The sequence below is a fragment of the Paracoccus sp. SSJ genome (assembly GCF_030234105.1).
Classification (GTDB): domain Bacteria; phylum Pseudomonadota; class Alphaproteobacteria; order Rhodobacterales; family Rhodobacteraceae; genus Paracoccus; species Paracoccus denitrificans.
The window spans coordinates 1-22,103 of the sequence record NZ_JASSPE010000006.1 but is presented as its reverse complement, the minus strand read 5'-3'; the positions used below and the strand labels follow the sequence as shown (position 1 = coordinate 22,103).

At 63.0% G+C, this 22,103-nt stretch carries 24 protein-coding genes, 1 tRNA gene and 3 pseudogenes; 6 read left to right on the top strand and 22 right to left on the bottom strand.

The genetic code is table 11. The annotated features are described in order from the left end of the window. Positions 1–23 precede the first annotated feature (23 nt). Positions 24–100, top strand: a tRNA-Arg gene (locus QPR87_RS08075). Between the two features lie 576 nt (positions 101–676). Here the strand turns inward: QPR87_RS08075 and QPR87_RS08070 are convergent. The 7 genes and pseudogenes from QPR87_RS08070 to trbG all read right to left on the bottom strand — a co-directional run. After that, a pseudogene (locus QPR87_RS08070) lies at positions 677–1,729 on the bottom strand (recombinase family protein); the annotation flags it as partial. Further along, positions 1,726–2,124, bottom strand: coding sequence for an HVO_A0114 family putative DNA-binding protein (locus QPR87_RS08065; RefSeq protein ID WP_029074249.1), 399 nt, complete (start codon positions 2,122–2,124; stop codon positions 1,726–1,728). The pseudogene QPR87_RS08070 and the gene QPR87_RS08065, both read right to left, overlap by 4 nt. Then, positions 2,121–2,474, bottom strand: coding sequence for a toxin-antitoxin system TumE family protein (locus QPR87_RS08060; RefSeq protein WP_029074250.1), 354 nt, complete (start codon positions 2,472–2,474; stop codon positions 2,121–2,123). The genes QPR87_RS08065 and QPR87_RS08060 overlap by 4 nt, the downstream gene beginning before the upstream one ends. Then, the gene (locus QPR87_RS08055) at positions 2,471–2,788 is read right to left on the bottom strand and encodes a hypothetical protein (RefSeq protein WP_029074251.1); all 318 of its coding nucleotides are present in this window, start codon (positions 2,786–2,788) and stop codon (positions 2,471–2,473) included. Before QPR87_RS08055 ends, QPR87_RS08060 begins: the two co-directional genes overlap by 4 nt. A 135-nt stretch (positions 2,789–2,923) precedes the next feature. Next, entirely contained in the window at positions 2,924–3,145 is a 222-nt protein-coding gene (locus QPR87_RS08050) for a DUF2274 domain-containing protein (RefSeq protein WP_029074252.1), read from the bottom strand. A 2-nt stretch (positions 3,146–3,147) separates the two neighbouring features. Continuing rightward, complete coding sequence (locus QPR87_RS08045) at positions 3,148–4,284, bottom strand: TraB/TrbI/VirB10 family type IV secretion system protein (protein WP_031623920.1); 1,137 nt, start codon at positions 4,282–4,284, stop codon at positions 3,148–3,150. After that, complete coding sequence (gene trbG, locus QPR87_RS08040) at positions 4,281–5,198, bottom strand: P-type conjugative transfer protein TrbG (RefSeq protein ID WP_200523655.1); 918 nt, start codon at positions 5,196–5,198, stop codon at positions 4,281–4,283. The genes QPR87_RS08045 and trbG overlap by 4 nt, the downstream gene beginning before the upstream one ends. A gap of 96 nt (positions 5,199–5,294) precedes the next feature. On the opposite strand from trbG, the gene QPR87_RS08035 reads away from it, so the two are divergent. Continuing rightward, positions 5,295–5,672 (top strand): nuclear transport factor 2 family protein, encoded by a 378-nt coding sequence (locus QPR87_RS08035; RefSeq protein ID WP_029074878.1) that lies wholly within the window; start codon positions 5,295–5,297, stop codon positions 5,670–5,672. 5 nt (positions 5,673–5,677) lie between these two features. Here QPR87_RS08035 and trbF read toward each other — a convergent pair whose 3' ends face one another. The 9 genes from trbF to QPR87_RS07990 form a co-directional block, all read right to left on the bottom strand. Then, positions 5,678–6,367: a conjugal transfer protein TrbF gene (gene trbF / locus QPR87_RS08030; protein ID WP_285049080.1), complete on the bottom strand. Its 690-nt coding sequence runs from the start codon at positions 6,365–6,367 to the stop codon at positions 5,678–5,680. Then, entirely contained in the window at positions 6,364–7,719 is a 1,356-nt protein-coding gene (trbL, locus tag QPR87_RS08025; protein ID WP_029074256.1) for a P-type conjugative transfer protein TrbL, read from the bottom strand. Before trbL ends, trbF begins: the two co-directional genes overlap by 4 nt. Before the next feature lie 2 nt (positions 7,720–7,721). Then, positions 7,722–7,988: a putative entry exclusion protein TrbK-alt gene (gene trbK-alt / locus QPR87_RS08020; protein WP_031623918.1), complete on the bottom strand. Its 267-nt coding sequence runs from the start codon at positions 7,986–7,988 to the stop codon at positions 7,722–7,724. Positions 7,989–8,002: 14 nt separating this feature from the next. Continuing rightward, the gene (gene trbJ / locus QPR87_RS08015) at positions 8,003–8,779 is read right to left on the bottom strand and encodes a P-type conjugative transfer protein TrbJ (protein ID WP_029074258.1); all 777 of its coding nucleotides are present in this window, start codon (positions 8,777–8,779) and stop codon (positions 8,003–8,005) included. Further along, positions 8,776–11,268, bottom strand: a complete 2,493-nt coding sequence (trbE, locus tag QPR87_RS08010; protein ID WP_029074259.1) for a conjugal transfer protein TrbE — start codon at positions 11,266–11,268, stop codon at positions 8,776–8,778. The genes trbJ and trbE overlap by 4 nt, the downstream gene beginning before the upstream one ends. Positions 11,269–11,278: 10 nt before the next feature. Further along, on the bottom strand, positions 11,279–11,560 hold the full coding sequence (locus tag QPR87_RS08005) for a VirB3 family type IV secretion system protein (RefSeq protein ID WP_029074260.1): 282 nt from the start codon (positions 11,558–11,560) through the stop codon (positions 11,279–11,281). Continuing rightward, positions 11,560–11,892, bottom strand: a complete 333-nt coding sequence (locus QPR87_RS08000) for a TrbC/VirB2 family type IV secretion system protein (RefSeq protein ID WP_029074261.1) — start codon at positions 11,890–11,892, stop codon at positions 11,560–11,562. Before QPR87_RS08000 ends, QPR87_RS08005 begins: the two co-directional genes overlap by 1 nt. Continuing rightward, positions 11,889–12,836 carry a P-type conjugative transfer ATPase TrbB gene (gene trbB / locus QPR87_RS07995; RefSeq protein ID WP_200973972.1) on the bottom strand — a complete coding sequence of 316 codons (948 nt, stop codon included), beginning with the start codon at positions 12,834–12,836 and terminating at the stop codon, positions 11,889–11,891. Before trbB ends, QPR87_RS08000 begins: the two co-directional genes overlap by 4 nt. 194 nt (positions 12,837–13,030) lie before the next feature. Continuing rightward, entirely contained in the window at positions 13,031–13,165 is a 135-nt protein-coding gene (locus QPR87_RS07990; protein WP_255302509.1) for a hypothetical protein, read from the bottom strand. A gap of 55 nt (positions 13,166–13,220) precedes the next feature. On the opposite strand from QPR87_RS07990, the gene QPR87_RS07985 reads away from it, so the two are divergent. Then, complete coding sequence (locus tag QPR87_RS07985) at positions 13,221–13,985, top strand: alpha/beta fold hydrolase (protein WP_158581548.1); 765 nt, start codon at positions 13,221–13,223, stop codon at positions 13,983–13,985. A gap of 76 nt (positions 13,986–14,061) precedes the next feature. Here QPR87_RS07985 and QPR87_RS07980 read toward each other — a convergent pair whose 3' ends face one another. Continuing rightward, positions 14,062–14,535, bottom strand: coding sequence for a hypothetical protein (locus tag QPR87_RS07980; RefSeq protein ID WP_029074263.1), 474 nt, complete (start codon positions 14,533–14,535; stop codon positions 14,062–14,064). 10 nt (positions 14,536–14,545) lie between these two features. Continuing rightward, positions 14,546–16,534, bottom strand: coding sequence for a conjugal transfer protein TraG (locus QPR87_RS07975; RefSeq protein WP_029074264.1), 1,989 nt, complete (start codon positions 16,532–16,534; stop codon positions 14,546–14,548). A gap of 269 nt (positions 16,535–16,803) precedes the next feature. Here QPR87_RS07975 and QPR87_RS07970 point away from each other — a divergent pair, with 269 nt between their 5' ends. Together QPR87_RS07970 and fabF are read left to right on the top strand one after the other, a co-directional pair. After that, a complete protein-coding gene (locus QPR87_RS07970; protein ID WP_031623797.1) occupies positions 16,804–17,310 on the top strand; it encodes a winged helix-turn-helix transcriptional regulator in 507 nt (168 codons plus the stop codon). 4 nt (positions 17,311–17,314) lie between these two features. Further along, on the top strand, positions 17,315–18,577 hold the full coding sequence (fabF, locus tag QPR87_RS07965; RefSeq protein WP_084639837.1) for a beta-ketoacyl-ACP synthase II: 1,263 nt from the start codon (positions 17,315–17,317) through the stop codon (positions 18,575–18,577). 123 nt (positions 18,578–18,700) lie between these two features. Here fabF and QPR87_RS07960 read toward each other — a convergent pair. From QPR87_RS07960 to tet(G), 3 genes and pseudogenes are all read right to left on the bottom strand, one after another. Beyond that, positions 18,701–18,886 (bottom strand): annotated as a pseudogene (locus QPR87_RS07960) (DUF3363 domain-containing protein); the annotation flags it as partial. Then, entirely contained in the window at positions 18,823–19,779 is a 957-nt protein-coding gene (locus QPR87_RS07955) for a LysR family transcriptional regulator (protein ID WP_022675688.1), read from the bottom strand. The gene QPR87_RS07955 and the pseudogene QPR87_RS07960, both read right to left, overlap by 64 nt. Before the next feature lie 56 nt (positions 19,780–19,835). Beyond that, on the bottom strand, positions 19,836–21,011 hold the full coding sequence (gene tet(G), locus QPR87_RS07950) for a tetracycline efflux MFS transporter Tet(G) (protein WP_001257840.1): 1,176 nt from the start codon (positions 21,009–21,011) through the stop codon (positions 19,836–19,838). A gap of 103 nt (positions 21,012–21,114) precedes the next feature. On the opposite strand from tet(G), the gene tetR(G) reads away from it, so the two are divergent. Continuing rightward, positions 21,115–21,741 (top strand): tetracycline resistance transcriptional repressor TetR(G), encoded by a 627-nt coding sequence (tetR(G), locus tag QPR87_RS07945; protein ID WP_000163574.1) that lies wholly within the window; start codon positions 21,115–21,117, stop codon positions 21,739–21,741. Here tetR(G) and QPR87_RS07940 read toward each other — a convergent pair. Continuing rightward, a pseudogene (locus tag QPR87_RS07940) lies at positions 21,738–21,854 on the bottom strand (DUF3363 domain-containing protein); the annotation flags it as partial. The gene tetR(G) and the pseudogene QPR87_RS07940 sit on opposite strands and share 4 nt — an antisense overlap. Positions 21,855–22,103: the final 249 nt, after the last annotated feature.

Below are 22,103 nucleotides of genomic sequence, written 5' to 3'. Positions count from 1 at the left end.
TGCGGCTATGCAGCCCATGCGTTGCACCCGTAGCTCAGCTGGATAGAGCGTTGCCCTCCGAAGGCAAAGGCCACACGTTCGAATCGTGTCGGGTGCGCCATTTCAGAACAGAACTATGAACGCCGAACGCCGCCGTTTCTACGCTTGAAGCGGCGACCAGCGTTCGCAGCAGTTCCGACTTCGATCCCATGATGCGAACCTCGTCGTCGGCAACCTCGACACGCTGCGCCAGCGCGCGTAGATGGTCGCGGCGGTAGCCGCCATCGTTGAGCCTGATCCGTTCACGGGCTTTGCGGGCAAACCCCTTGAGCATATCGGGGGTGACGCCCTGATTGCCTGAACTATCGAGCGCGAGCTGCGTGCGCTCCGCGTCGGCGGCGGCTTGATCCCGCAATGCCTTGAGGCTCACCATGCGTTCCTTTGCCATGGCGTCGTCCTTGTCCACCATGCCGGCTTCGATGGCGTCAAAGAGACGGCCGAGCCGCTGGTCGGCTTCCGTGATTCGCCTTTGAAGCTCGGCAAGATGCTCGCGGCGGCGCTCGGTGCGTTCCTGTCGGCGGTCGATGACGCTGGCAAGGACGGTTTCCAACCGCTTGGGCAGGAGCAGGCGGTCCCCGATATAATCGGCGACCGTATGGTCCAGCTTGTCCATGGGGATCGTGCGACCCTTGCAGCCGGTCTTGCCCTGCCGGGCCTTGGTCGAGCAGGTATAGTAGCGGTATGTCGCGCCCGTGCTGCCTTGGCCGGTGCGAAGCGTCATCGCTCCCCCGCACTTGGCGCAGAAGCAAATGCCGGTCAGGAGCGTCGGGCCGCTGGAGACACGTGCAGGCGTCACCATGGGATTGCGGGACTTGAGGCGGGCTTGCACCGCGTCGAACGTCTCGCGCTCGATTAGGGGCGGCACCGCCATGATGGCGACCTCGCTCTCCGGCTTCTTCTCCCGATCCTTGTGCGAGCGGGTGTTGAACCTGTGCTCGCCGATATAGGTGGTGCGGGTCAGGATGGCGTGGATTTGCGCCAATCCCCAACGCCCTCCGTCGCGGGTGAAGAAGCGGCGCTCGTTGAGATAGGTGGCGATGGCCTTGACGCCCATCGCGCCGGACGTGCCGTCTCCTTCGAGGAACAGGCGATAGATCAGCCGCACGGTGTCGGCGTGCAGCGGGTCGATCTCCAGCTTCTTCTTGATCTTCGATCCGCGCTGCTCGGCCGCGACGATGCGATAGCCGATGGGCGGCCGTGCGCCGTTCCAGAAACCCTGCCGGGCATTCTCGTTCATGGCGCGCAGGACGTGCTTGGCGTTCTCCTTGGACTGGTATTCGTCGAACAGCGCCATGATCTGCCGCATCATCTGGTGCATGGGATCGTCGCCCATTTCCTGCGTGATGGACACGAGCTTGACGCCGTTCTTCGCCAGCTTGCGAACGTAGAACTCCATCTCGAAGTGATCGCGGAAGAAGCGCGAGAAGCTATGCACCACGACAATGTCGAAGGGCGCGGGCTTCGACGTGCCCGCCTCGATCATGCGCTGGAATTCGGGGCGCTTGTCGTTGGTGGCGGTTGCGCCCGGTTCCACATAAGTCTCAACGAGCTGATAGCCGCGCTGCTCGCAATAGGCTTCGCCCTGCCGCTTCTGGTCGGGAATGGAAATATCATGCTCCGCCTGCCGGGCAGTCGAAACGCGCAGGTAGAGCGCGGCGCGGGCGGTAGTGGTTGGGCTGTGAATGTTCATGGTCGGCCTCCCATAGCTTTCTTCATCTTGGGGTGGTCGATCAGGGGCAACGCCAGCTCCACGCGGTCATGCACCACCTTGGGCGCGAGCTTACGCCCATGCCCCGGTTCGAGTCGCACAAGACCGTAGTTCTCCATGGTTTTCAGGGTGCGTGACAGATTGGAGCCGGCCCGGCCGGTGATTTCCGCCAGTTCCTCCAGCGATGCCGGGGCTTTCTCGGCGATGATGCGCAGCAGTTCGCGGTTGCCGGCCGACAGCACCTTGGCAAAGGATTCGGTCGAGGTGAACCACACCTTCGGATCGCTGGGCGCAGGTTTTTCCTCGCCGCGCGCGATCCGCATGGTGCGGGCCTTCATTTCTTCATAGTCGGCAATCCCGACTTTCAATGTGGTCATAGGGCACCTCGTTCCTTCAATACCGCGTCCACGGCCTGCCAGAAGTCGGCCAGCAGCGTGGCCGCATCCTCGTAGGCGTAAGGCTTCACGGTCTGAAAGCGGTGCCGATGGTCCATCGGCGCGCCGCGCCTGCCTCGGCCGACCGGATGGGCATTGTCGAAGCCGACCAGCCGTTCGCCCGAAGGCTCGTGAAGCGTGAGCGAATAATCGAGGCCGTGCGGCTTTTCCGGCGAGGCCGGAACGCGGGTGACGACGAACTTCACCCAATGGCCGCCCTCGGGATCGACAAAGAGCATCTGTCCGTCGAGGTCCAGAAGCGTGTCGAGGCTTGGATCACGATCCACGCTCACGTCTTTTTCCTATCAGTTTGTGATAGGTATTGCAAGCTGTCATTCGGCTTTCTCGGGTTCAAGAGTTCGTCGAACACATCGCCGAACCAACGCTCGAACACGTCAATCTCGGCTTCGGTGACGGGAATGTCTTCGGGCCAGTCGTCGGTGACACGCATCCTCTGCCCATCCGGGCCGAGAAGTGGCATGTTGCCGGCTCGCGTCCGGCCGTCGGGCGTAGGATCGTCGGCGTAGTCGAAAAGATCGTCGGGAAGTGGTTCGGGGATCGACTGTCGCGGTCGCCCTCTCCGGGCGCGGCGGCGCTCTGCGCACATGGAATCCTCCTTGGTTCTGTTGGAATCCGAGGCGCTCAAGGCCCCGGAATTAGGCGAACCATGGAGGGCAGTCGGCGGCCTGTAGCGTGCCGCATTTGCGCCTATGCGCTGGCGGCACCCCTGCCGGGATGGGACTCAGTTGGCGGCTCGCCGTGCCTTGGCGAAGCCGCGATCCGTTGCGATGAACCGCTCCAGCATCGGCACGATGAGCCTGACGGGATCGGCGGCGGGCTGGCCGCTCTCGCGGGCCAGCACCTCGGCATAGGCGACCAGATCGCGGTGAAGTGGCGCAGGCAGCTCCACGGTGATCTTCACGGGCTTGTCGTCGGGCAGCGGGCCGAGTTTCAGCTTGGTCATGGTCAACCTCCTGCCGGTTCGAATACAAGGTCGCGGGTGACGATGATCCTGACCGGGAAGCCGGGCCGGATGGTCAGCGTCGGTGCGACCTGCAACTGGCGCTGGACGATCTGCTGCCCCGCCTGATTGACGGTATCCTGCGCCCCGTCGCGGATGGCCCGGATAAGCCGGTCCTCGTCGCTGGTCGCCAGTTCCGTGCCGACTGCGAGCAGCGTGGACAGCCCTGCGGCCTTCATCAGATCCCACCAGTGGTAATCCACGCCATCCTCAAGCCCGGCGTAACCGGAAGCGTCCGCACCCGGCAGACGCTCAAGGACGATGGAACGGCCGCCCGGCAGGATCAGGCGGTTCCACACCAAGAGCACCCTTCGCTGGCCGAAGGTCACGCCGTCATCGTATTGGCCGATGATGCGCGTTCCCTGCGGGATCAGCAGCAGCGACCCGGTCGGGCTGTCATAGACGTTCTCGGTCACTTGAGCCGTGATCTGGCCCGGCAGGTCCGAACGGATGCCGGTGATGAGCGCGGCCGGAATCACGGCCCCGGCCTGAAGGATGTAGGGCGATGCCGGCGGCGCGACACGATCCGGCGCGACAGTCTGCCGGTCCACGGGTCCATTGAGGAAAGCCGCGTGCCGGTCCTGCGTCGCGGGCTGTCCGCCGAGGCCAAGACCGGCAAGGCTGGGCATGGCCGTCCCTGCCGGCGATCCCGTGCGCGGGCCGGACTGGAAGAACACATTGCTTAAGCGCGCGGCTTCTTCCTCGGCGCGGCGGCGTTCCTCGGCGGGATCGACGGCGGGCGTCGCCATCGTAGGCGGTGCGACGGGCTGCCCTCGGTTCTGCGCGTCGAGGATCGGACGGCCCAAATCTCCGGGCAGCGCGGGGCCGAGCACCGGCCCGCTATAGTCGCTTGGCAGACCGGCGAGGCCGTCCGCCGTGGGCCGGTTCTCGGTCGAGTAGAGTTCGCCGCCGTCCGGCCCTCCGTCGCGGGTCTGGAGCGCATAGATGAGTGCGCCGCCGATGCCGAGCAACGCAACCGCGCCGACGCCCGCCAGCATCTTGCGGGACAGGCGGGTGACGCGCGGCGGCTCGGCGCGCAGCCGCATGGGGGCTGCGGTTTCGGTGATGGTGTTGTCGGTCATGACGGGGAGCCTCCGGTCGCGCTGGCGGGCTGCGCGTCGGCGGCCTGCGTCGGGTTGGTGCGGACGATCCTGACGACCTGCTGGCGGCTGCCAGAGCCAAGGCGCAGCTCGGCCGCGCCGAACAGGCGGTCCACGATCAGGACGTTCTGGTGGACTCGGCTGTTGACGATCTGCGGCTCGCCGTTCGCGCCAAGCACGAAGATGGGCGGCATCTCGCCCTGCACGATCCCGGCCGGGAAGACGACATAGACGCGGCGGCCATCGTCGAAGACGGAGACGGGCCGCCATGGCGGGCTATCGCCCTGCACCTGCAAGGCGTAGCGATAGTTCCGCGCCGCCTCGGCGGGGATGATCGGGGCTGTCGGAACGGTGCGGCGCTGGCCGGGCGTCGCGGGATAGGCCCAGGCGACGGCGGGCATGTAGAGCGATTCCCGGGCGCGCAGCTCGATCATGTAGGTGCGCCGGTCGGTGGTGACGACAAGGTTGGTGGCGATGTCGGGTCGCGTCGGCTTCACGAGGATATGGACGCGGCGGTTCGCGCCCGAACCGGATTCCGTGTCGCCGATGATCCAGCGGGCGGTGTCGCCCGCCGCGATTGGCCCCGCGCCGGTCAGGCTCTCGCCCGGCTCCAGCGCGATCGTCGTGATCTGCCCGACTGCGGCATAGACCTGATAGAGCGCGCCTTCCGACCACGGATATATCTGGATGGCGTTGTAGTAGCCTTCGCGGCGCGGCTCGACGCGGGCGGCTGCATTGGCGTTCTCGACGCGGCCGGTCGGCGTGCCGGCAGCCGTACCGCCCCGCGCCACGGTCCATGCCGGGGGCACATGCAGCGGCCGGGGCGTGTTGTCGACTGCTGCCGCCTGCACGGTCGGCAGCGGCGGAACGCTGGCGTCATAGCTGAATTGCGGCATCCGATTGGTGGCGCAGCCGGTCAAAGCGATTGCCACGACCGTCACAAAAATAGCATACGATAGCGGCTTTAGGATTAGTAGTGAGGAACTGACAGGATGGATACTGTCCCGACGATTGTTGCCCGGTATATCGACGCCTACAACACGATGAATGTTCAGGCGATGCTCGACTGCCTGTCGGGCGACGTTCGGTTTATCAACAGATCGAACGGAGAAGTGACGAACGAGACGCATGGGATTGAGGCATTTCGCGCGTTGGCGGAACAGGGTGTTGAATTGTTTGCGGAAAGAGAACAGACAATTCTCGACTGCATCGCCATTGAGGACCGTGCAGCGGTGCGCATCGGCTATCGCGCCAAGGTCAAGGCCGACCTGCCCAACGGCTGGAAGGCTGGGCAGAAGATCGAGATAGCGGGCACCTCGTTCTTCATGATCTCCAAGGGAAAGATCAGCGAGGTGATTGATGCAAGCTGACGTTTTCATTGGCTCATCTCCCGCGACCACGAAATTGCATTGACGTAGATTCCCAGCGGATTGGCGCGCAGGCGCTCGGCGTCGCGCGGCGGCTGGATGACGATAGTGAGGATGGCCGTCCATCGTTCCGTGGTGGAAAGCTGGCCGTTCTCGAAATGCCTTTCCGTCCACGCGACGCGGAAGCTGTTGGGCGAGGCCCGGATGACGCTGGACACCTCGACGGCGACCTGTTGGCGGCCGACCTTGGTGAAAGGGTCATTGGCGCGGGCGTAATCGTTCAATGCCGCCGCGCCGCGATCCGTGGTCCATTCATAGGCGCGAAGCCAGTTCTGGCGGACGATGATCGCGTCGGCCGGGATCGCGCGGACGTGTTCGATGAAGCGGCCGAGATGGAAAGCAATCTGCGGATCGGTCGGGCGATAGTCGGCATTGGCTGGCGCGACGGTCTGCGCCTGACCGAGATTGTCCACCTGCACGACCCAAGGCACCACGGTCCCACGCGCGGACTGCCAGACCAGCGCAGAGGCGAAGCCGGCCGAGAGGATCAGCGAGCCGAAGGCCATGAGCCGCCAGTTCCGCGCCTGCACGCGGGCCGAGCCGATACGCTCGTCCCACACTTGCGCGGCGCGCTGATAAGGCGTCTCGGGTTCCGGCGTCTTGCCGTAATGAGTTGCTGGTCGTTTGAAGATGCTCATGAGCGGTCACTTTCGGAAAGATTGATGGAGGAACCGGAGCCGTGGCTGTCGCCGGAGCGCACCGCATGGGCGGCCATGGTCGTGCCGTGGTTGAGGGCTTGCGAACGCTGCATGCGCTGCGCCCAGGCCGGAGGACCGGCGGATGGTGCCGGCGATGCGGGCGCAGCATCGCTCCCGCCGACCGTTCCCATGGTGGAGCTGCCGCCGCTTGCGCCGAATCCGGCCTTCGAACCTTCGGAGAAGCTGGATTTGACGGATTCGCTGGCCCGCGCGGCGGCGCGTTTGAGGGGTGAGATGGCGGCCGAACCTGCTGCGCGGCCGACGCCGCCGAGACCGGAGGCGACGCCTGCCGCGCCGGACTGGCCAAGCGATCCGACGCTATAGGCGGCGGTCGCCGCGCCCGCGGTGGCCGCGCCGCCGCGGACGGCCGCGGCCCCGCCGGACAGGGCAGCGGCACCACCTTTGGCGGCGAGCATGGCCCCGCCGCCAGCGGCGACGGCTGCACCTGCGACCGCAAGCCCGGTTCCCACGGCAGCACCCGCGCCGAGCTGCGGGCCGCCCGAAACGATGCCGTTTGCTATGCCGGGGCCGAAGATGCCGAGGCCGAGCAGCGACAGAGCTGCCAGCACAATCGCCATGGCGTCGTCGATGGTCGGGGTCGCCCCGCCGAAACCGGCCGTGAATTGCGAAAACAAGGTGCTGCCGATACCGATGATGACGGCGAGCACCAGAACCTTGATGCCGGAGGACACCACGTTGCCCAAGACCTTCTCGGCCATGAAGGCGGTCTTGCCGAACAGGCCGAAGGGGATGAGGACGAAGCCGGCAAGCGTGGTCAGCTTGAACTCGATGAGGGTCACGAAAAGCTGGATGGCGAGGATGAAGAAGGCCAACACCACGAGCGCCCATGCGAACAGCAGGCACGCGATCTGGATGAAGTTCTCGAAGAAGGCGATCCAGCCCATCAGGTCGGAAATGGAGTCGAGCAGCGGGCGGCCGGCGTCGAGGCCGGTCTGCGCTACGCGGCCCGGCCGCGTCAGACCGGTGACAGAAAAGCCGGTGCCCGACGCCATGAGACCGAGGCCGGCGAAGCTCTCGAAGACGATCCGGGCGAGGTTGTTCCAATTGCCGATGATGTAGGCGAAGACGCCCACGAAAAGGGTCTTCTTCACCAGCCGAGCGATGATGTCGTCATCTGCGCCCCATGCCCAAAAGAGCGCGGCAAGCGTCACGTCGATGACGATCAGGGTGGTAGCGATGAAGGCGACTTCGCCAGACAACAGCCCGAACCCGCTGTCGATGTAGCGCGTGAATACGCCGAGGAAATTGTCGATGACGCCCGTGTTTCCCATGGTCAGCGCGCCTCGCTGCGGTCACGGCCGAGGAAGCGGTCGCGGGATTCAGCCCATGCGGCGAGGCAGTCGGTGTCGCTCGCCGCCGCCTCGCCGAGTTGCTGGCAACGGCGCAGGGTTTCGCGCAGGGGATCGGCCGGGGGCTGGAGGGCCGATGCCGGCCGTGACGCGGAAGGCTCGTCCTTCCGCGTCATGTCGATTGCGGTCACTGTCAAGGCAATCGCAACGAACACCACGGCCCCGAGCCGGACCAGCATCTTGCCGTCCATGGCGAGCCTCCCGGTCAGTTGTTGCCGTTGTTGAACATCTGCGCGTTACCCGGCTGATAGCCGCTGCCGGGCGTCAGGAAACGCTCGCGCTGGATGCGGCCCTGTTCGGCGGCGGTCGCGCGCTCGGCTTCGGTCAGCGCGTCGGCGCGGCCGTTCGCCGAGATGACCGCGATCAGATCGGAAAGCTGCTGTGACTGGAGCGCGAGAAGCTGGTTGCCGGCCTGCGTGGCTTGCAGCGCGCCGGTCGCGCCTTGGCTCTGGCCGACAAGCGCGGCCATCTCGGCGCGGTTGCTGTCGATGTTGCCGACCGCACCCGCCTGCACGCGCATTGCGTCCTGCAAGCCGCCGACCGTGTTCTCCCACCGGCTGCGCGCATCGGCGACAAGCTGGGCGTCGGTCGTCGAAAGCGAGACGTTGCCGTATTGCTGTTGAAACGCTTGGTCGATCTGCCCGACCTCGAACGCGATGTTCTGCGCTTGGCTAAGAAGCTGCTGCGTCCGGCTCACGTTCTGCTGGAGCTGCTGGAGCGACGAATACGGCAGGCTCGCCAGATTGCGGGCCTGATTGATGAGCATCTGCGCCTCGTTCTGGAGGCTGGTGATCTGGTTGTTGATCTGCTCCAGCGTGCGCGCTGCCGTGAGCAGGTTTTGCGCGTAGTTGCTCGGGTCATAGACGATCCGGCCGAAACCGAATTGCGCATGGGCCGGGCTTGCCAGCATGGGCGACAGCGCGACGGGCACTGCGAGCGCCAGCGCGAGGGCCGAAGCCCCGACAAACTTGGGATAGGTCATGGAAGAATCTCCTGTGTGGGGTGGGTATCGAGCCGGGCCGGCGCGGCGGATTCCGGCCGGTCGGCAAGATTGGTGAGGTTGGGGATCAGCTCGGCCGCCCACTCGACGCCGCGCGCGCGTAGCCATGCGGCGAGGAAGCCGTCGCGGCCGTGTTCGGCGACGATCTGTGCAATGAGCGTCTGGTCGGATTTGGCGGATGCGGCGCAGAGCGCGAGGCCGATTTCGGACAGGCCAAGCTCGAACAGGCGATTGCCGCGCCTCGACTGGCAGTAGTAGTCGCGCTTGGGCGTGGCCCGTGCGAGGATTTCGATCTGCCGGTCATTCAACCCGAAACGCCGGTAAATCTCGGTAATCTGCGGCTCGATGGCGCGCTCGTTCGGCAGCAGAAGCCGCGTCGGGCAGCTCTCGATGATCGCGGGCGCGATGTTGCTGCCGTCAATGTCGGACAGGCTTTGCGTGGCGAAGATGACGCTGGCGTTCTTTTTGCGGAGCGTTTTCAGCCATTCGCGGAGCTGGCCGGCGAAACCCTCGTCGTCCAGCGCAAGCCAGCCTTCATCTATGATGAGAAGCGTCGGCCGCCCGTCGAGCCGGTCGCCGATGCGGTGGAACAGGTAGGACAGCACGGCCGGGGCCGCTCCAGTCCCGACAAGGCCCTCGATCTCGAACGCCTGCACATCCGCCGAGCCGAGATGTTCGGCTTCGGCGTCGAGCAGCCGGCCATAGGCACCGCCGACGCAGAACGGCCGGAGCGCCTGTTTCAGATCGTTGGATTGCAGCAGCACCGCAAGGCCGGTGATGGTGCGTTCCTCGACCGGGGCCGAGGCCAGCGAAGTCAGCGCCGTCCAAAGATACTCTTTGACCTCGGGCGTGATGGCGATGCCTTCCCGCATGAGGATGGCGGCGATCCAGTCCGCCGCCCATGCGCGTTCATAGGTGTCGTGGATGCGGGCGAGCGGCTGGAGCGAGACGGACGCCTCGGCCCCTTCTGTCAGCCCGCCACCAAGGTCGTGCCAGTCGCCGCCCATGGCGAGCGCGGCGGCGCGGATGCTGCCGCCGAAGTCGAAGGCGAAGACCTGCGATCCGGCGTAGCGCCGGAACTGCAAGGCCATAAGGGCGAGCAGCACGCTCTTGCCCGCGCCCGTGGGGCCGACGACAAGGGTGTGCCCTACGTCGCCGACATGCAAAGACAACCGGAACGGGGTTGAGCCTTCGGTCTTTCCAAAGAGCAGAGGGGGCGCACCGAAATGCTCGTCCCGTTCCGGCCCCGCCCACACCGCCGACAGCGGGATCATGTGGGCGAGATTCAATGTGCTGATGGGCGGCTGGCGGACATTGGCGTAGGCGTGTCCGGGCAGGCTGCCGAGCCATGCGTCAACCGCGTTGACGCTCTCGGGCATGGCGGTGAAGTCGCGCCCCTGAACGATCTTCTCGACCAGGCGCAGCTTCTCGTCGGCTAGGCGCGGGTCGGCATCCCATACGGTGACGGTGGCCGTGACATAGGCCATGCCCGCCACGTCCGCGCCGAGTTCCTGCAAGGCCATGTCGGCGTCGAGCGCCTTGTTGGCCGCGTCGGTGTCCACCAGCGCGGACGCCTCGTTGGTCATCACCTCTTTCAAGATCGCGGCGATGCTCTTGCGCTTCGCAAACCATTGGCGGCGGATGCGGGTCAGCAGCCGCGTCGCGTCGGTCTTGTCGAGCAGGATCGCGCGCGTGCTCCACCTGTAGGGGAACGGCAGGCGGTTCATTTCGTCGAGCAGGCCCGGCGTCGTCGCGGTCGGGAATCCCACGATGGTCAGCACGCGCAGATGCTTGGTCCCAAGGCGCGGCTCCAGCCCGCCGGTCAAGGGCTGGTCGGCGAGCAGCGCATCGAGGTGCATGGGCACCTCGGGCACGCGCACGCGATGCCGGTTGGTCGAGATGGTGGAGTGGAGATAGGTCAGCGTCGCGCCATCATCCATCCAACGGCACTCGGGCATGAAGCCGTCGAGCAAAGCCAGCACGCGGTCGGTGCGGTCGATGAAGCCGCGCAGCAGCTCCCACGGGTCCACGCCGGTTTTCTCGCGGCCCTCGTAGAGCCATGTTTCGGCGCGGGCGGCTTCCTCGGCCGGGGGCAGCCAGAGGAAGGTCAGGAAATAGCCCGACACGAAATGCGTGCCTGCTTCCTCGAACCCGGCTTTGCGCTCGGCATCGACCAGCGCCGATGCCGCATCGGGAAAGGTGCTGTCGGGATAGGTCGCGGCCTCGCTGCGCTGCGCCTCAACAAAGATGCTCCAGCCGGAGCCGAGGCGGCGCACGGCGTTATTGATGCGGCCGGCGACGGCGACCAGCTCGGCCGCGACGGCGGAATCCAGATCGGGACCGCGAAACTTCGCGGTCCTCTGAAAACTGCCGTCCTTGTTCAAGACGACGCCGGAGCCGAGCAATGCGGCCCATGGCAAATAGTCGGCGAGCCGGGCGGCGGTGCGGCGATATTCGGAAAGGTTCATCATGGCCGCGCCCTCACACCGCCAGATGGCCGGGGACGCGCAGATGCCTACGCCCGACCTCGACGAATTGGGGATCGCGCTTCGCCGCCCATACGGCTGCGAAATGGCCGATTGCCCAAATGGCGATGCCGACCAGCCAGAGGCGCAAACCGAGGCCCACGGCTCCGGCCAGCGTTCCGTTCATGATGGCGATGGAGCGCGGTGCGCCGCCGAGCAAAATATGCTCGGTCAGCGCCCGGTGGACCGGGACCGTGAAGCCCGGCACCGCGTCGAGCAGTTCGAGGCCGCCCGCCATCAAACGAGCGCCCCGCCGCCGAACGAGAAGAAAGACAGGAAGAAGCTCGATGCGGCGAACGCGATGGACAGGCCGAAAACGATCTGGATCAGGCGACGGAAGCCGCCGCTGGTATCGCCGAACGCGAGGGTCAGGCCCGTCACGATGATGATGATGACGGCGATGATCTTGGCGACCGGCCCCTCGATGGACTGGAGGATTTGCTGCAAGGGCTGTTCCCATGGCATCGACGAACCGGACGCATGGGCGGCCGGGGCAAGCATGAGGCTGATGGCAAGGGCAGATGCGGCGGTCGTGGCGAAGCGATAGCCGCGCGTAAGGGTGCGGATCATGAAGATTCTCCTGTGCTGGTGGGGATTGCCGAAGGGATGGGATGCGTGATGCGGTAGTCGCCGTCCGGCCCCAGCCCCTCGACGCGGGCAAGCTCGGCCAGCCGGCGCGCGGAACCGCGCCCGGAAAGGACGGCAACAAGGTCGATAGTCTCGGCGATCAGCGCACGCGGGACCGTGACGACAGCCTCTTGGATGAGCTGTTCAAGGCGACGAAGCGCGCCGATGCCGGTGCCGGCGTGAATGGTGCCGATCCCGCCGGGATGGCCCGTGCCCCATGCTTTGAGCAGGTCGAGGGCTTCCGATCCGCGCACCTCCCCAATCGGGATGCGGTCGGGGCGCAGGCGCAGCGAGGACCGCACAAGGTCCGACAGGCTGGCGACGCCATCCTTGGTGCGCAGCGCCACCAGATTGGGCGCGGCACATTGCAGCTCGCGGGTGTCTTCGATGATGACGACACGATCCGCGCCCTTGGCGACCTCCGCCAAAAGGGCATTGGTGAGCGTGGTCTTGCCGGTGGAAGTGCCGCCCGCCACCAAGATATTGGCGCGGGCTGCGACGGCTTCGCGCAGCGTTTCCGCCTGATCGGCAGACATGATGCCGGCGGCCACATAGTCGTCGAGCGTGAACACCGCGACGGCAGGTTTACGGATGGCGAAGGCCGGCGCGGCGACCACGGGCGGCAAAAGGCCCTCGAACCGTTCCCCGCTCTCGGGCAGCTCTGCCGAGACGCGGGGGCTGCGGGCATGAACCTCTGCGCCGACATGATGCGCGACCAGCCGCACGATGCGTTCGCCATCGGCGGCGGACAGGCGTTCGCCCGTGTCGGAAAGCCCTTCGGACAGCCGGTCCACCCAAAGGCGACCGTCCGGGTTCAACATTACCTCGACCACGGCCGGGTCTTCGAGCAGCCGGGCAATGGCGGGGCCGAGCGCGGTGCGCAACATGCGCGCGCCGCGCTGGATCGCTTCCTGTCTGTGGTGGTTGGTGGTCATGTCGGCCCCGGCTTCTGGCGGGGCGCAACAGGCGGTCCCCGGATCGGGGTCGATTAAGAAAGCCCGGAATTGGGCCGGTTCAACAAGTATCTAAGCGGCGGCGGCAATCGGCGGCCATCGGCGGTAAATAGGACGGGTCCGAATACTTATTCTTGATCGCCGTTGCTCTCGGATTCGTCCGGCAACGGATCGTCGGGAAGTGAGTCGAGGTCGCGCGACAGCTCTTTGAGGAACCTGTCGCCGGTCGCCAGACGCCGGCCGAGATTCTGCTGCCTTTCCACCTCTCCTTTTTGCTACCGAAGTTGCGATCAGGCTTGTCGCACGTTATTGATGGTCATGCCCTATGTTAAAAATGACGACGTTCTCGTGAGGTATGAGACGTTTGGTGATGAAACGAACCTGCCTCTTGTCCTGATCTTTGGCATCAGCATGACCTGTGAGGACTGGTTAGAACTTGGCTACATCTCAGGATTGGCTAAGGAATTTCATGTCGTATGTGTCGAACCTCGCGGGCACGGGCTAAGCACATGCCCCACGAATTCGTCCTCTTACGCATTGCCCAAAATGGCTTCTGACATTGAAACGGTAATCAACACCCTAGATCTAGTAAATCCATTAGTCTGGGGATACTCGCTCGGCGCAAAAATAGCGCTCGCTGCCGCCGTTCAAAATCCAGAGGCTTATCGAGGATTGATTCTTGGGGGGTTCGAGCTTCACTCTGAAGTCGATTTGGCGACAGATATGGTTGCCGAAACATTTTCCAGTGGAGCACAAGCTTGGCTTGCTGTTTGGATGCAAATGTTCGATGTGCCGGACGGCATGGCCACCCGTCTTGCTCGCGTCAACACCAACGCACTTCATGCATTACGCACCGCTGAAGCTGAATGGCCGCCCTTGGGTGCGGCTTCTGAGTCGTTCACTGCGCCAGTTTTACTTTATGCAGGCGAAAAGTGCTTTTTTCGGAATGCAACAGCCGCCGCCGTCGCACATTTCCCATCAGCACGGTATCTCGAACGCCCTGGGCGAAATCACTTTGATCTGATGCCTGATAGCGCGTGGATAACCGGAGAGGTAGTTCAGCAATTCGGAAGCTCTAGATAACATTGATGCGTTGACGGAGAGAAGTAGGCGAACCTAGCGCCGCGCATAGCGACTATAGTCGGTGCAATAATCTTCATCAGCGCTCCTGCGTTGGATGATTGTTCAACCCCGGAAGACCTTCTTCAGGCCCAACATCTCTCGTAATCTCCTTCAAGAACCTGTCGCCCGTCGCCAGACGCCGGCCGAGATTCTGCATGAATCCTTCAAACCGTTCCGCACCTTTCGCGCGGGCAGCAGATTGCGCGGCTCCTGAAAGCGGCGGCGTGATGGTCATCCAGAAATGGATGAACTGCGCGACCGTCTCGCCGAGGACGGCGAGATCTAGGTCGAGCGTGTCGATCTGGCGGCCGAGTTTATCCAAGCGGCGAGACATGGCGGCTTCAAGCTGGTCGTCGGCATCGCCGGACAGGTAGGACATGACCGCCGCCTCCACGATGGCGGATTTCGAGACATTGCGGCGCAGCGCCGCCGAGCGGCGCAGCGCCATCGCCTCGATCTGCGGGATGAGCGCTGGGTCGAAATAGAGATTCAGGCGGGTGCGTGTGGTCATAGGCGTGTCCTCAAAGCTCGATTCCATCATCGGGGTTCATCGCCACCTGCCGCGCCACCATCCTCATGCGCTGGCGGATAGTGCGGGCCTTGGCCGCGTCAACATCCGGCTCGTCGTCCAGAATGTCGAACTCCTGTTCGGGGGATGGCGGCGGGGTGACGATTTCCTCATGCTCGGGCAATTCCGGCTCGCGGCGGATGCCGGCGTTGGCCGGATCGCCCTCGGTCGCATCTGCGGCGACCGTTGCGGAACGGCTTCCCGCCGCGACCACGCGGCCGGACCAGTCATCGGCGGATGGGCTGGGCGCCAGCGGAGCGGCGACCAGATCGGGCGGGGTCAGGATGCGTTCCTGAAACCGCGCATCCTCGAAATAGCGGGCCTTGGTTGCGCGGATCGGCGGCGTGCCCGCGACCATGACGATTTCGTCGGTTGGCGGAAGCTGCATGATCTCGCCCGGCGTGAGCAGCGGCCGAGCCGTCTCCTGCCGTGAAACCATCAAGTGACCTAACCACGGTGCAAGGCGATGGCCGGCGTAGTTGGTGGAATCGCGCAACTCGGTCGCGGTGCCAAGCGCGTCGCTCACCCGCTTGGCCGTCCGCTCGTCATTCGTGGCGAAGCTGACGCGGACGTGGCAGTTGTCGAGGATGGCGTTGTTCGGCCCATAGGCGCGCTCGATCTGGTTGAGGCTCTGCGCGATCAGGAAGCCTTTGATTCCATACCCCGCCATGAAGGCGAGCGCCGATTCAAAGAAGTCGAGCCGGCCGAGCGCCGGAAACTCGTCCAGCATCAACAGCAGGCGATGGCGCTTGCCGGAGGTGGTCAGTTCCTCGGTCAACCGCCTGCCGATCTGGTTGAGGATCAGGCGGATAAGCGGCTTGGTGCGGTTTATGTCGGACGGCGGCACGACCAGATAGAGCGTGACGGGCCGGCGGCTGCCGACCAGATCGGCAATGCGCCAGTCGCATCGTGCCGTCACCTGCGCCACCACGGGATCGCGGTAGAGGCCGAGAAATGACATGGCTGTGGAAAGGACGCCGCTGCGCTCGTTCTCGCTCTTGTTCAGCAGCTCGCGGGCCGACGACGCGATGACGGGATGAACGCCAGCCTCGCCGAGATGCGGCGTATCCATCATGGCGCGCAAGGTCGCCTCGACCGGGCGACGCGGATCGGACAGGAAGTTGGCAACGCCCGCCAAGGTCTTGTCCTTCTCCGCATAGAGGACATGCAGGATCGCGCCGACCAGCAGCGAATGACTGGTCTTTTCCCAATGGTTCCTTTTGTCCAAGCTGCCTTCGGGATCGACCAGAATATCCGCGATGTTCTGCACGTCGCGGACTTCCCATTCCCCTTGCCGGACCTCCAGCAGCGGGTTGTAGGCCGACGATCTGGCGTTGGTTGGATCGAACAGCAGCACGCGGCCATGCTTCGCGCGGAAGCCCGCTGTCAGCGTCCAGTTTTCGCCTTTTATGTCGTGGACGATGGCGGATGCGGACCATGTCAGCAGCGTCGGCACCACCAGCCCGACACCTTTGCCGCTGCGCGTCGGGGCGAAGCATAGGACATGCTCCGGGCCATCATGGCGCAGGTAGTCCCGGTTGTATCGGCCGAGCAGGACGCCATCGGGACCGAGCAGGCCGGCGGTGCGGATTTCCCTATCCTCTGCCCATCGCGCCGAACCATAGGTGGCGACGTTGCGCGCCTCCCGTGCCCGGATGATCGACATGAGGATGGCGGCGGCGATGGCGAGGAAACCGCCCGATACGGCGATGATGCCGCCCTCGACGAAGATCGCGGGCGCGTAGGCGTCGAACGAAAACCACCACCAAAAGAAGGCCGGCGGATAATAGACCGGCAGGCCAACCAGCTCGAACCACGGATTGCCAAGCTGGGGCTGGAAGCCGAGACGAAACGCTACCCATTGCGTCGCCGCCCACGTCATCACCAAGACGATGGTGAAGACTACGGCGATCTGACCCCAAAGGATTCGGCCTCCGCGCAATGCAGGCTCCAGTCGGCAAAAGAGACGGAGCCGATCAGAGAGTAGGCAAAATCGGGACAGGCAACAGGAAAGCGGATGCGAGAGGGCTGCCGGATACTATCGGCGGCAAATAGGACGGGTTGCATTCACCGCCATCCGGCCGGGTGATCGCCGCTGCTCAACTGGTCGGGCGAATCGCCGCAATGGATGCCTCGGATAGCCCTCGCGTCATGTCGCCGCTGTCACATATGTAACTTGCATAATGGAAGTAACGCCATTATGGATGTGCCATGCAACGAACAAGCTTTCTATCATCCGAATGTCCCGCAGCCCGAGCGCTGGAAAGCGTCGGTGACTGGTGGAGCATCCTGATCCTGCGGGACGCCTTCCAAGGGTTGAGCAAATTCGATGAATTCGAGAAGAATCTCGGTATTTCCACGAACATTTTGGCGAGGCGATTGAAACATCTCACAGCCGAAGGGTTGTTTGAAAGGCAACGATACAATGATCATCCGCCTCGATTTGAATACGTCCTTACCGACAAGGGGCGAGATTTCTATCCGGTAGCAATCGCCCTGTTCGCATGGGGAAACCGGAATCTTGCGCCCAATGAAATAGCCATGCGCCTTGGCGACAGGGAAACCGGTAGGGAACGAAACGCCATCATAGTCGATGCGGATACTGGAGAAAAAATCACTCCTGAAAACACGGTTCTTCTAGCAGGCCCAGCGGCGACGGAAGAAACGATGCGCGTCATAAACCGTGTGAAGCGGGTAAACTCAGAAAAAGCGGAATAATCAAATGCGTCGAATTGTTATAACCGGCATGGGTCTGGTGGGCCCTCTTGGTTCCGGGACCGAAACAAGCTGGAAAAGGCTCTTGGAAGGAAAATCAGGAATTAGGAGTTTGCCCGATGAAATCTCCAGCGACCTGCCGGTGAAAATCGGAGGACTCGTTCCCAGCCTGATTGAAGATTCCGAAGCCGGTTTCGATCCCGATGTGATCGTTGACACAAAGGATCAACGAAAAATGGATCGCTTCATTCTGTTCGCACTAGCGGCCGCGATGGAGGCTCTTGAAACGGCGGGATGGCATCCTACGTGCGACTACGAACGTGAGCGCACGGCGACAATTATTGCCTCTGGTATAGGCGGATTTCCTGCAATTGCTTCAGCAGTTCGTATAACGGATACACGGGGAGCACGGAGGCTATCACCCTTTACCGTGCCATCGTTTCTGGCCAATCTCGCGGCAGGACATGTTACCATCAGGCATGGATTTACAGGTCCTATTGGCACGCCTGTAACCGCCTGCGCTGCCAGCGTTCAAGCCATCGGCGACGCCGCGCGGCTGATACGCTCTAACGAGGCCGACATCGCTCTGTGCGGCGGGGCAGAAGCATGCATTGATAAGGTTAGTCTTGGGGCATTTGCTGCCGCGCGAGCACTATCCACCGGCTACAATACTACCCCGGAACTGGCGTCGAGGCCGTTCGACACCGGGCGCGATGGTTTCGTAATGTCTGAAGGGGCGGGTCTGATCGTCATAGAGGAATTAGAACATGCCCTCGCTCGGGGTGCCAAGCCCATAGCGGAATTGGTGGGATACGGCACAAGCGCCGATGCACATCATATGACTGCCGGTCCAGATGACGGCCGAGGCGCGGCCCGTGCGATGGGAATTGCACTCCACAGTGCTGGGTTGAAACCAATCGATATTCAACATTTGAACGCACATTCCACCTCCACCCCCGTAGGAGATCGAGGAGAAATTGCCGCGATACAATCCGTGTTCGGCAATCATGATGTGGTCGTAAGCGCCACGAAATCGGCTACGGGGCACCTACTTGGTGCCGCAGGCGGTATTGAGGCAATCTTCACGGTGCTCGCTTTGCGCGATCAAATTGCTCCCCCAACGAGAAATTTAGAAACCCCCGATCCTGTTGCCGCTGGTATCGACCTCGTTCGCCAATCTGCGCGGCCCATTCTCATGGAACATGCCATTTCCAACGGATTCGGCTTTGGCGGTGTTAATGCAAGTGTCGCTTTCCGGCGATGGCAGTAACAGTCCCGGACTGTGCTTCCGCAAACACTTCGGTTCGCTACGCAACGATGGTCAGATAACGCTTTTGAGAGGAAGGTCGAATAGAGCATTGATCCTATAGCGCCGGTCCTATCTGCCCGCGCAGACCTCGCTGCTGAGCTGGCGGTTGATGACCGGCCGCCACGGGACAAGGGTGCATTTATGGCTCTTTTCAACCACAGCGAACTGGCTGCTGGATAATTGTACGGTGCCGGTGGACTTGTCGCTCACGCCTTCGCTATCCGTGGTAGTATCGAACGGTAGTCCGTGCAGACCTTCCGGCCCATGTCGTTGGCGAGGCTGAGCAGGTTGCGAAGCGCCGCGCTGCGATTGGACGGCGACCAGACAGCCGAGAAGGCGACCGGCTCCGGCTCGTCGGTGAAGGGCAAAAAGACAATGCCGTTTGTCGGCAACAGCGCCGTGGCCGCGCCGACGATGGTGATGCCAAAGCCCTGTCCGACCAAAGACAAAAGGGTGCCACGCCCCACGTCGAAGCGCAGGATCGACGGCGCAGGCCAGCGCTCGGCATGGCGTAGCACGATATGGCTATGAACCTGCGGTCCAGTGCCGCCATGCCGGACAAGGAACGTCTCGCCTGCCAAATCGGGCCATGTGACGGCTGACCGCTTGGCGAGCGGATGCCGTTCCGGTAGCACCGCCAAGAGCGGTTCGGTCCATGTGCGACGGGAATGGCAGTCGGGTGGTTGGGGCGTGCCCGCGACGAACGCCACGTCCAACCTGCCGGCGCGAAGCTGCACCACCGCTTCACGGGCCGGGCCTTCGGCGATCTCGACTTCAACATCGGGGTAATCCTTGCGGTATTGGCCGATCAGCTTTGCGAGGAAGCTATGCGGAATCAGGGCATGGATACCGATACGAAGCCGGCCGCTTTCTCCGGCTGCCGCCATGCCGGCGGTTTTCACCGCATGGTCGAGTTGGTCAATACCTACGGCTATCCGCTCGACGAAATGGCGTCCGGCCTCGGTCAGCCGAACGCCGCGCGCATGACGCTCGAACAAGAGGATGCCGAGGTCTTCTTCCAGTGCCTTCACGCGGGCGCTGACGCTGGACTGTGCAACGCCGAGCGCGTTGGCGGCGTGACGGAAGTTGAGATATTCGGCGACAGCGAGAGTGTGAACTAAGGTCATCATTGGCACTCGCCCCGAAAGGAGATGATTGCTCAACAGATTTAATCCGTCATTTCTCCTAAGTCTACGCATGCCAAATCGCCATGACTAAATCACAATGAAGTTGCGAATGGTCTGCGTAGTATTGGCAGACATATTAAATAGAGGATCGCGCCGACAATCCAAACCCAACCGTTCCATGCCCCGGCGGTGGCAGAATAGAGTGCTGTGAAGCCAAGCGGTCCTGCGATAGAGCTTAGATTGGTGAGGCTCGTTAGCGTTCCTTGCAAAGCCCCTTGCTTGTTACTGCTGACATTGTTTGAGAGCATTGCCTGCAAGGCCGGCATGCCAACACCCCCGGCGGCAAGCAGCAACAGAATCGGGAACACCATCCATCCCTGCGTGGCAAAAGCCAGAAGAACGAAGCCAGTCGCATCCGCAGCCATGCCAAACAGCAGCGTGCGCCGCTCTCCAAGCCGGCTTGAAAGCGGGCCGGTAACAAACGCTTGGAAGATCGCATGTGTTGCCCCAAACGCCGCGAGCGACAAACCAACGGTCGCGGTGTTCCACTGAAAACGGTCCTCGCCATATATGACCCATAGGGCTGCAGGCACTTGGCCGATCAGTTGAATAATGAAGAAAACTGCGAAAAGCGCACCTAGCCCGCGCAATGCATCATCCAGCCGTAACAGAACGAATGGTTTGATGCGAACCGGCTTTCCGGTCCCGCCATGGCTGTGATGAGTCTCCTTGAGGAAAATGCAGGCAAGCAGGAACGCGAACCCGTTGAGAAGGGCGGCGGCGATAAACGGGGCATGAGCAGAGATACCACCGAGCATGCCACCAAGTGCTGGCCCGGCAATCATGCCCGCCCCATAACAGGCCCCCATGTAGCCGAACCAGCGTGCGCGAGAACCTTCCCCCGTCGAATCGGCAATGGTTGAGGCTGCTACAGCTCCGGTTGCGCCCGTGACGCCGGACACGAGTCGGCCGATATAGAGCACCCATAAGACCGGCGCTGATGCCATAATCGTGTAATCGACTGCGGCTCCTGCAAGAGAAGCCAGAAGTACCGGACGCCGACCGTAAGAATCCGAAAGCTGTCCAAGCATGGGCGCGAAGACGACCTGCATCAATGCATAGAGCGACAGCAAGGCACCATAGTGTCCAGCGACCTGCTCTGCTGGCACAAGCTCACGCAGAAGCGTCGGAAGGACGGGCATGATGAGGCCGAGACCCATGGCGTCAAGACCCACGATCAGCAGGGCAATGATGGCAGAGCTGCGCACCTGAAACTCCAGCGCCGCTCAATGGAGCGACTTTATCAACGATAAGGAGATGGACATAGAACTTATCGGTGATAAATTGTCAAGCACTGGCGAAGGAACGTGAATGACCAAACTGGACAAGGGCACCGTGATCGCGGCGGCGCTAGAGCTGTTGAACGAGGTTGGCATGGACAGCCTGACGACGCGGAAGCTCGCTGAACGCCTCAAGGTTCAGCAGCCTGCGCTTTACTGGCATTTCCAGAACAAGCGAGCGCTGCTTGATGCGCTCGCCGAGGCGATGCTGGCGGAACGCCATACCCGCTCGCTACCCGAAGAGAATGAGGACTGGCGGGTGTTCCTGAAAGAGAATGCCCTGAGCTTCAGAACGGCGTTGCTCTCTTATCGCGACGGCGCGCGTATCCATGCCGGCACTCGACCGACAGAACCGAATTTTGGCACCGCCGAGACGCAAATACGCTTTCTCTGCGCGGAGGGCTTTTGTCCGAAGCGCGCCGTTTGGGCGCTCCGGGCGGTCAGTCACTATGTGGTCGGTTCCGTTCTCGAGCAGCAGGCATCTGATGCCGATGAGAGAGTTCCGGACAGGCCAGATGTGTCCGAGCAAGCACCGTCGTCCTTCCTGCACGATCTGTTTCACGAGTTGGAAACAGACGGCATGGATGCTGCGTTCAACTTCGGACTCGACAGCCTCATCGCTGGTTTCGAGCGGCTGCGTTCATCTACAACAGATTAGAGGCTTATGCCCCTTTGCCGCCCCAACTGCCACGACACCGATCCGCTTTGCACGATGCCCATGACCTCACGGCCGAGCTGGCGGTCGATGACCGGCCGCCACGGGACAAGGGAAATGAGCGGTATCTTGCCAGACAGGATACCGCCATTCACGAGGTTTCGAAGATTATTGCGCCGCATCGGAGCGGGCTTGCTTCCAGTCGTCGGCTAGACGACTGGCGACTTCTCGGTGGCAGCATCACGGGATCGAAGGAGCGCCAGCCCCAACGACACCAGCACTGCCATTGCCGTGGCGTAACAAATCACGGGCCACGCTGTATCGCCGTTTAACAGCGTCACCGCCAATGTCCCGACGATACTGAC

Excerpts from the sequence above, each read along its gene's own strand:
- trbG (WP_200523655.1), bottom strand. The coding sequence starts at position 5,198 with ATGCCGCAATTCAGCTATGACGCCAGCGTTCCGCCGCTGCCGACCGTG.
- fabF (WP_084639837.1), top strand. The coding sequence starts at position 17,315 with ATGCGTCGAATTGTTATAACCGGCATGGGTCTGGTGGGCCCTCTTGGT.
- QPR87_RS07985 (WP_158581548.1), top strand. The coding sequence starts at position 13,221 with ATGCCCTATGTTAAAAATGACGACGTTCTCGTGAGGTATGAGACGTTT.
- trbK-alt (WP_031623918.1), bottom strand. The coding sequence starts at position 7,988 with ATGGACGGCAAGATGCTGGTCCGGCTCGGGGCCGTGGTGTTCGTTGCG.
- QPR87_RS08055 (WP_029074251.1), bottom strand. The coding sequence starts at position 2,788 with ATGTGCGCAGAGCGCCGCCGCGCCCGGAGAGGGCGACCGCGACAGTCG.
- trbJ (WP_029074258.1), bottom strand. The coding sequence starts at position 8,779 with ATGACCTATCCCAAGTTTGTCGGGGCTTCGGCCCTCGCGCTGGCGCTC.
- QPR87_RS07980 (WP_029074263.1), bottom strand. The coding sequence starts at position 14,535 with ATGACCACACGCACCCGCCTGAATCTCTATTTCGACCCAGCGCTCATC.
- QPR87_RS08000 (WP_029074261.1), bottom strand. The coding sequence starts at position 11,892 with ATGATCCGCACCCTTACGCGCGGCTATCGCTTCGCCACGACCGCCGCA.
- QPR87_RS08050 (WP_029074252.1), bottom strand. The coding sequence starts at position 3,145 with ATGACCAAGCTGAAACTCGGCCCGCTGCCCGACGACAAGCCCGTGAAG.
- QPR87_RS08065 (WP_029074249.1), bottom strand. The coding sequence starts at position 2,124 with ATGACCACATTGAAAGTCGGGATTGCCGACTATGAAGAAATGAAGGCC.
- trbB (WP_200973972.1), bottom strand. The coding sequence starts at position 12,836 with ATGTTGCGCACCGCGCTCGGCCCCGCCATTGCCCGGCTGCTCGAAGAC.
- trbF (WP_285049080.1), bottom strand. The coding sequence starts at position 6,367 with ATGAGCATCTTCAAACGACCAGCAACTCATTACGGCAAGACGCCGGAA.
- QPR87_RS08045 (WP_031623920.1), bottom strand. The coding sequence starts at position 4,284 with ATGACCGACAACACCATCACCGAAACCGCAGCCCCCATGCGGCTGCGC.
- QPR87_RS08035 (WP_029074878.1), top strand. The coding sequence starts at position 5,295 with ATGGATACTGTCCCGACGATTGTTGCCCGGTATATCGACGCCTACAAC.
- trbE (WP_029074259.1), bottom strand. The coding sequence starts at position 11,268 with ATGATGAACCTTTCCGAATATCGCCGCACCGCCGCCCGGCTCGCCGAC.
- QPR87_RS07970 (WP_031623797.1), top strand. The coding sequence starts at position 16,804 with ATGCAACGAACAAGCTTTCTATCATCCGAATGTCCCGCAGCCCGAGCG.
- QPR87_RS08005 (WP_029074260.1), bottom strand. The coding sequence starts at position 11,560 with ATGGCGGGCGGCCTCGAACTGCTCGACGCGGTGCCGGGCTTCACGGTC.
- trbL (WP_029074256.1), bottom strand. The coding sequence starts at position 7,719 with ATGGGAAACACGGGCGTCATCGACAATTTCCTCGGCGTATTCACGCGC.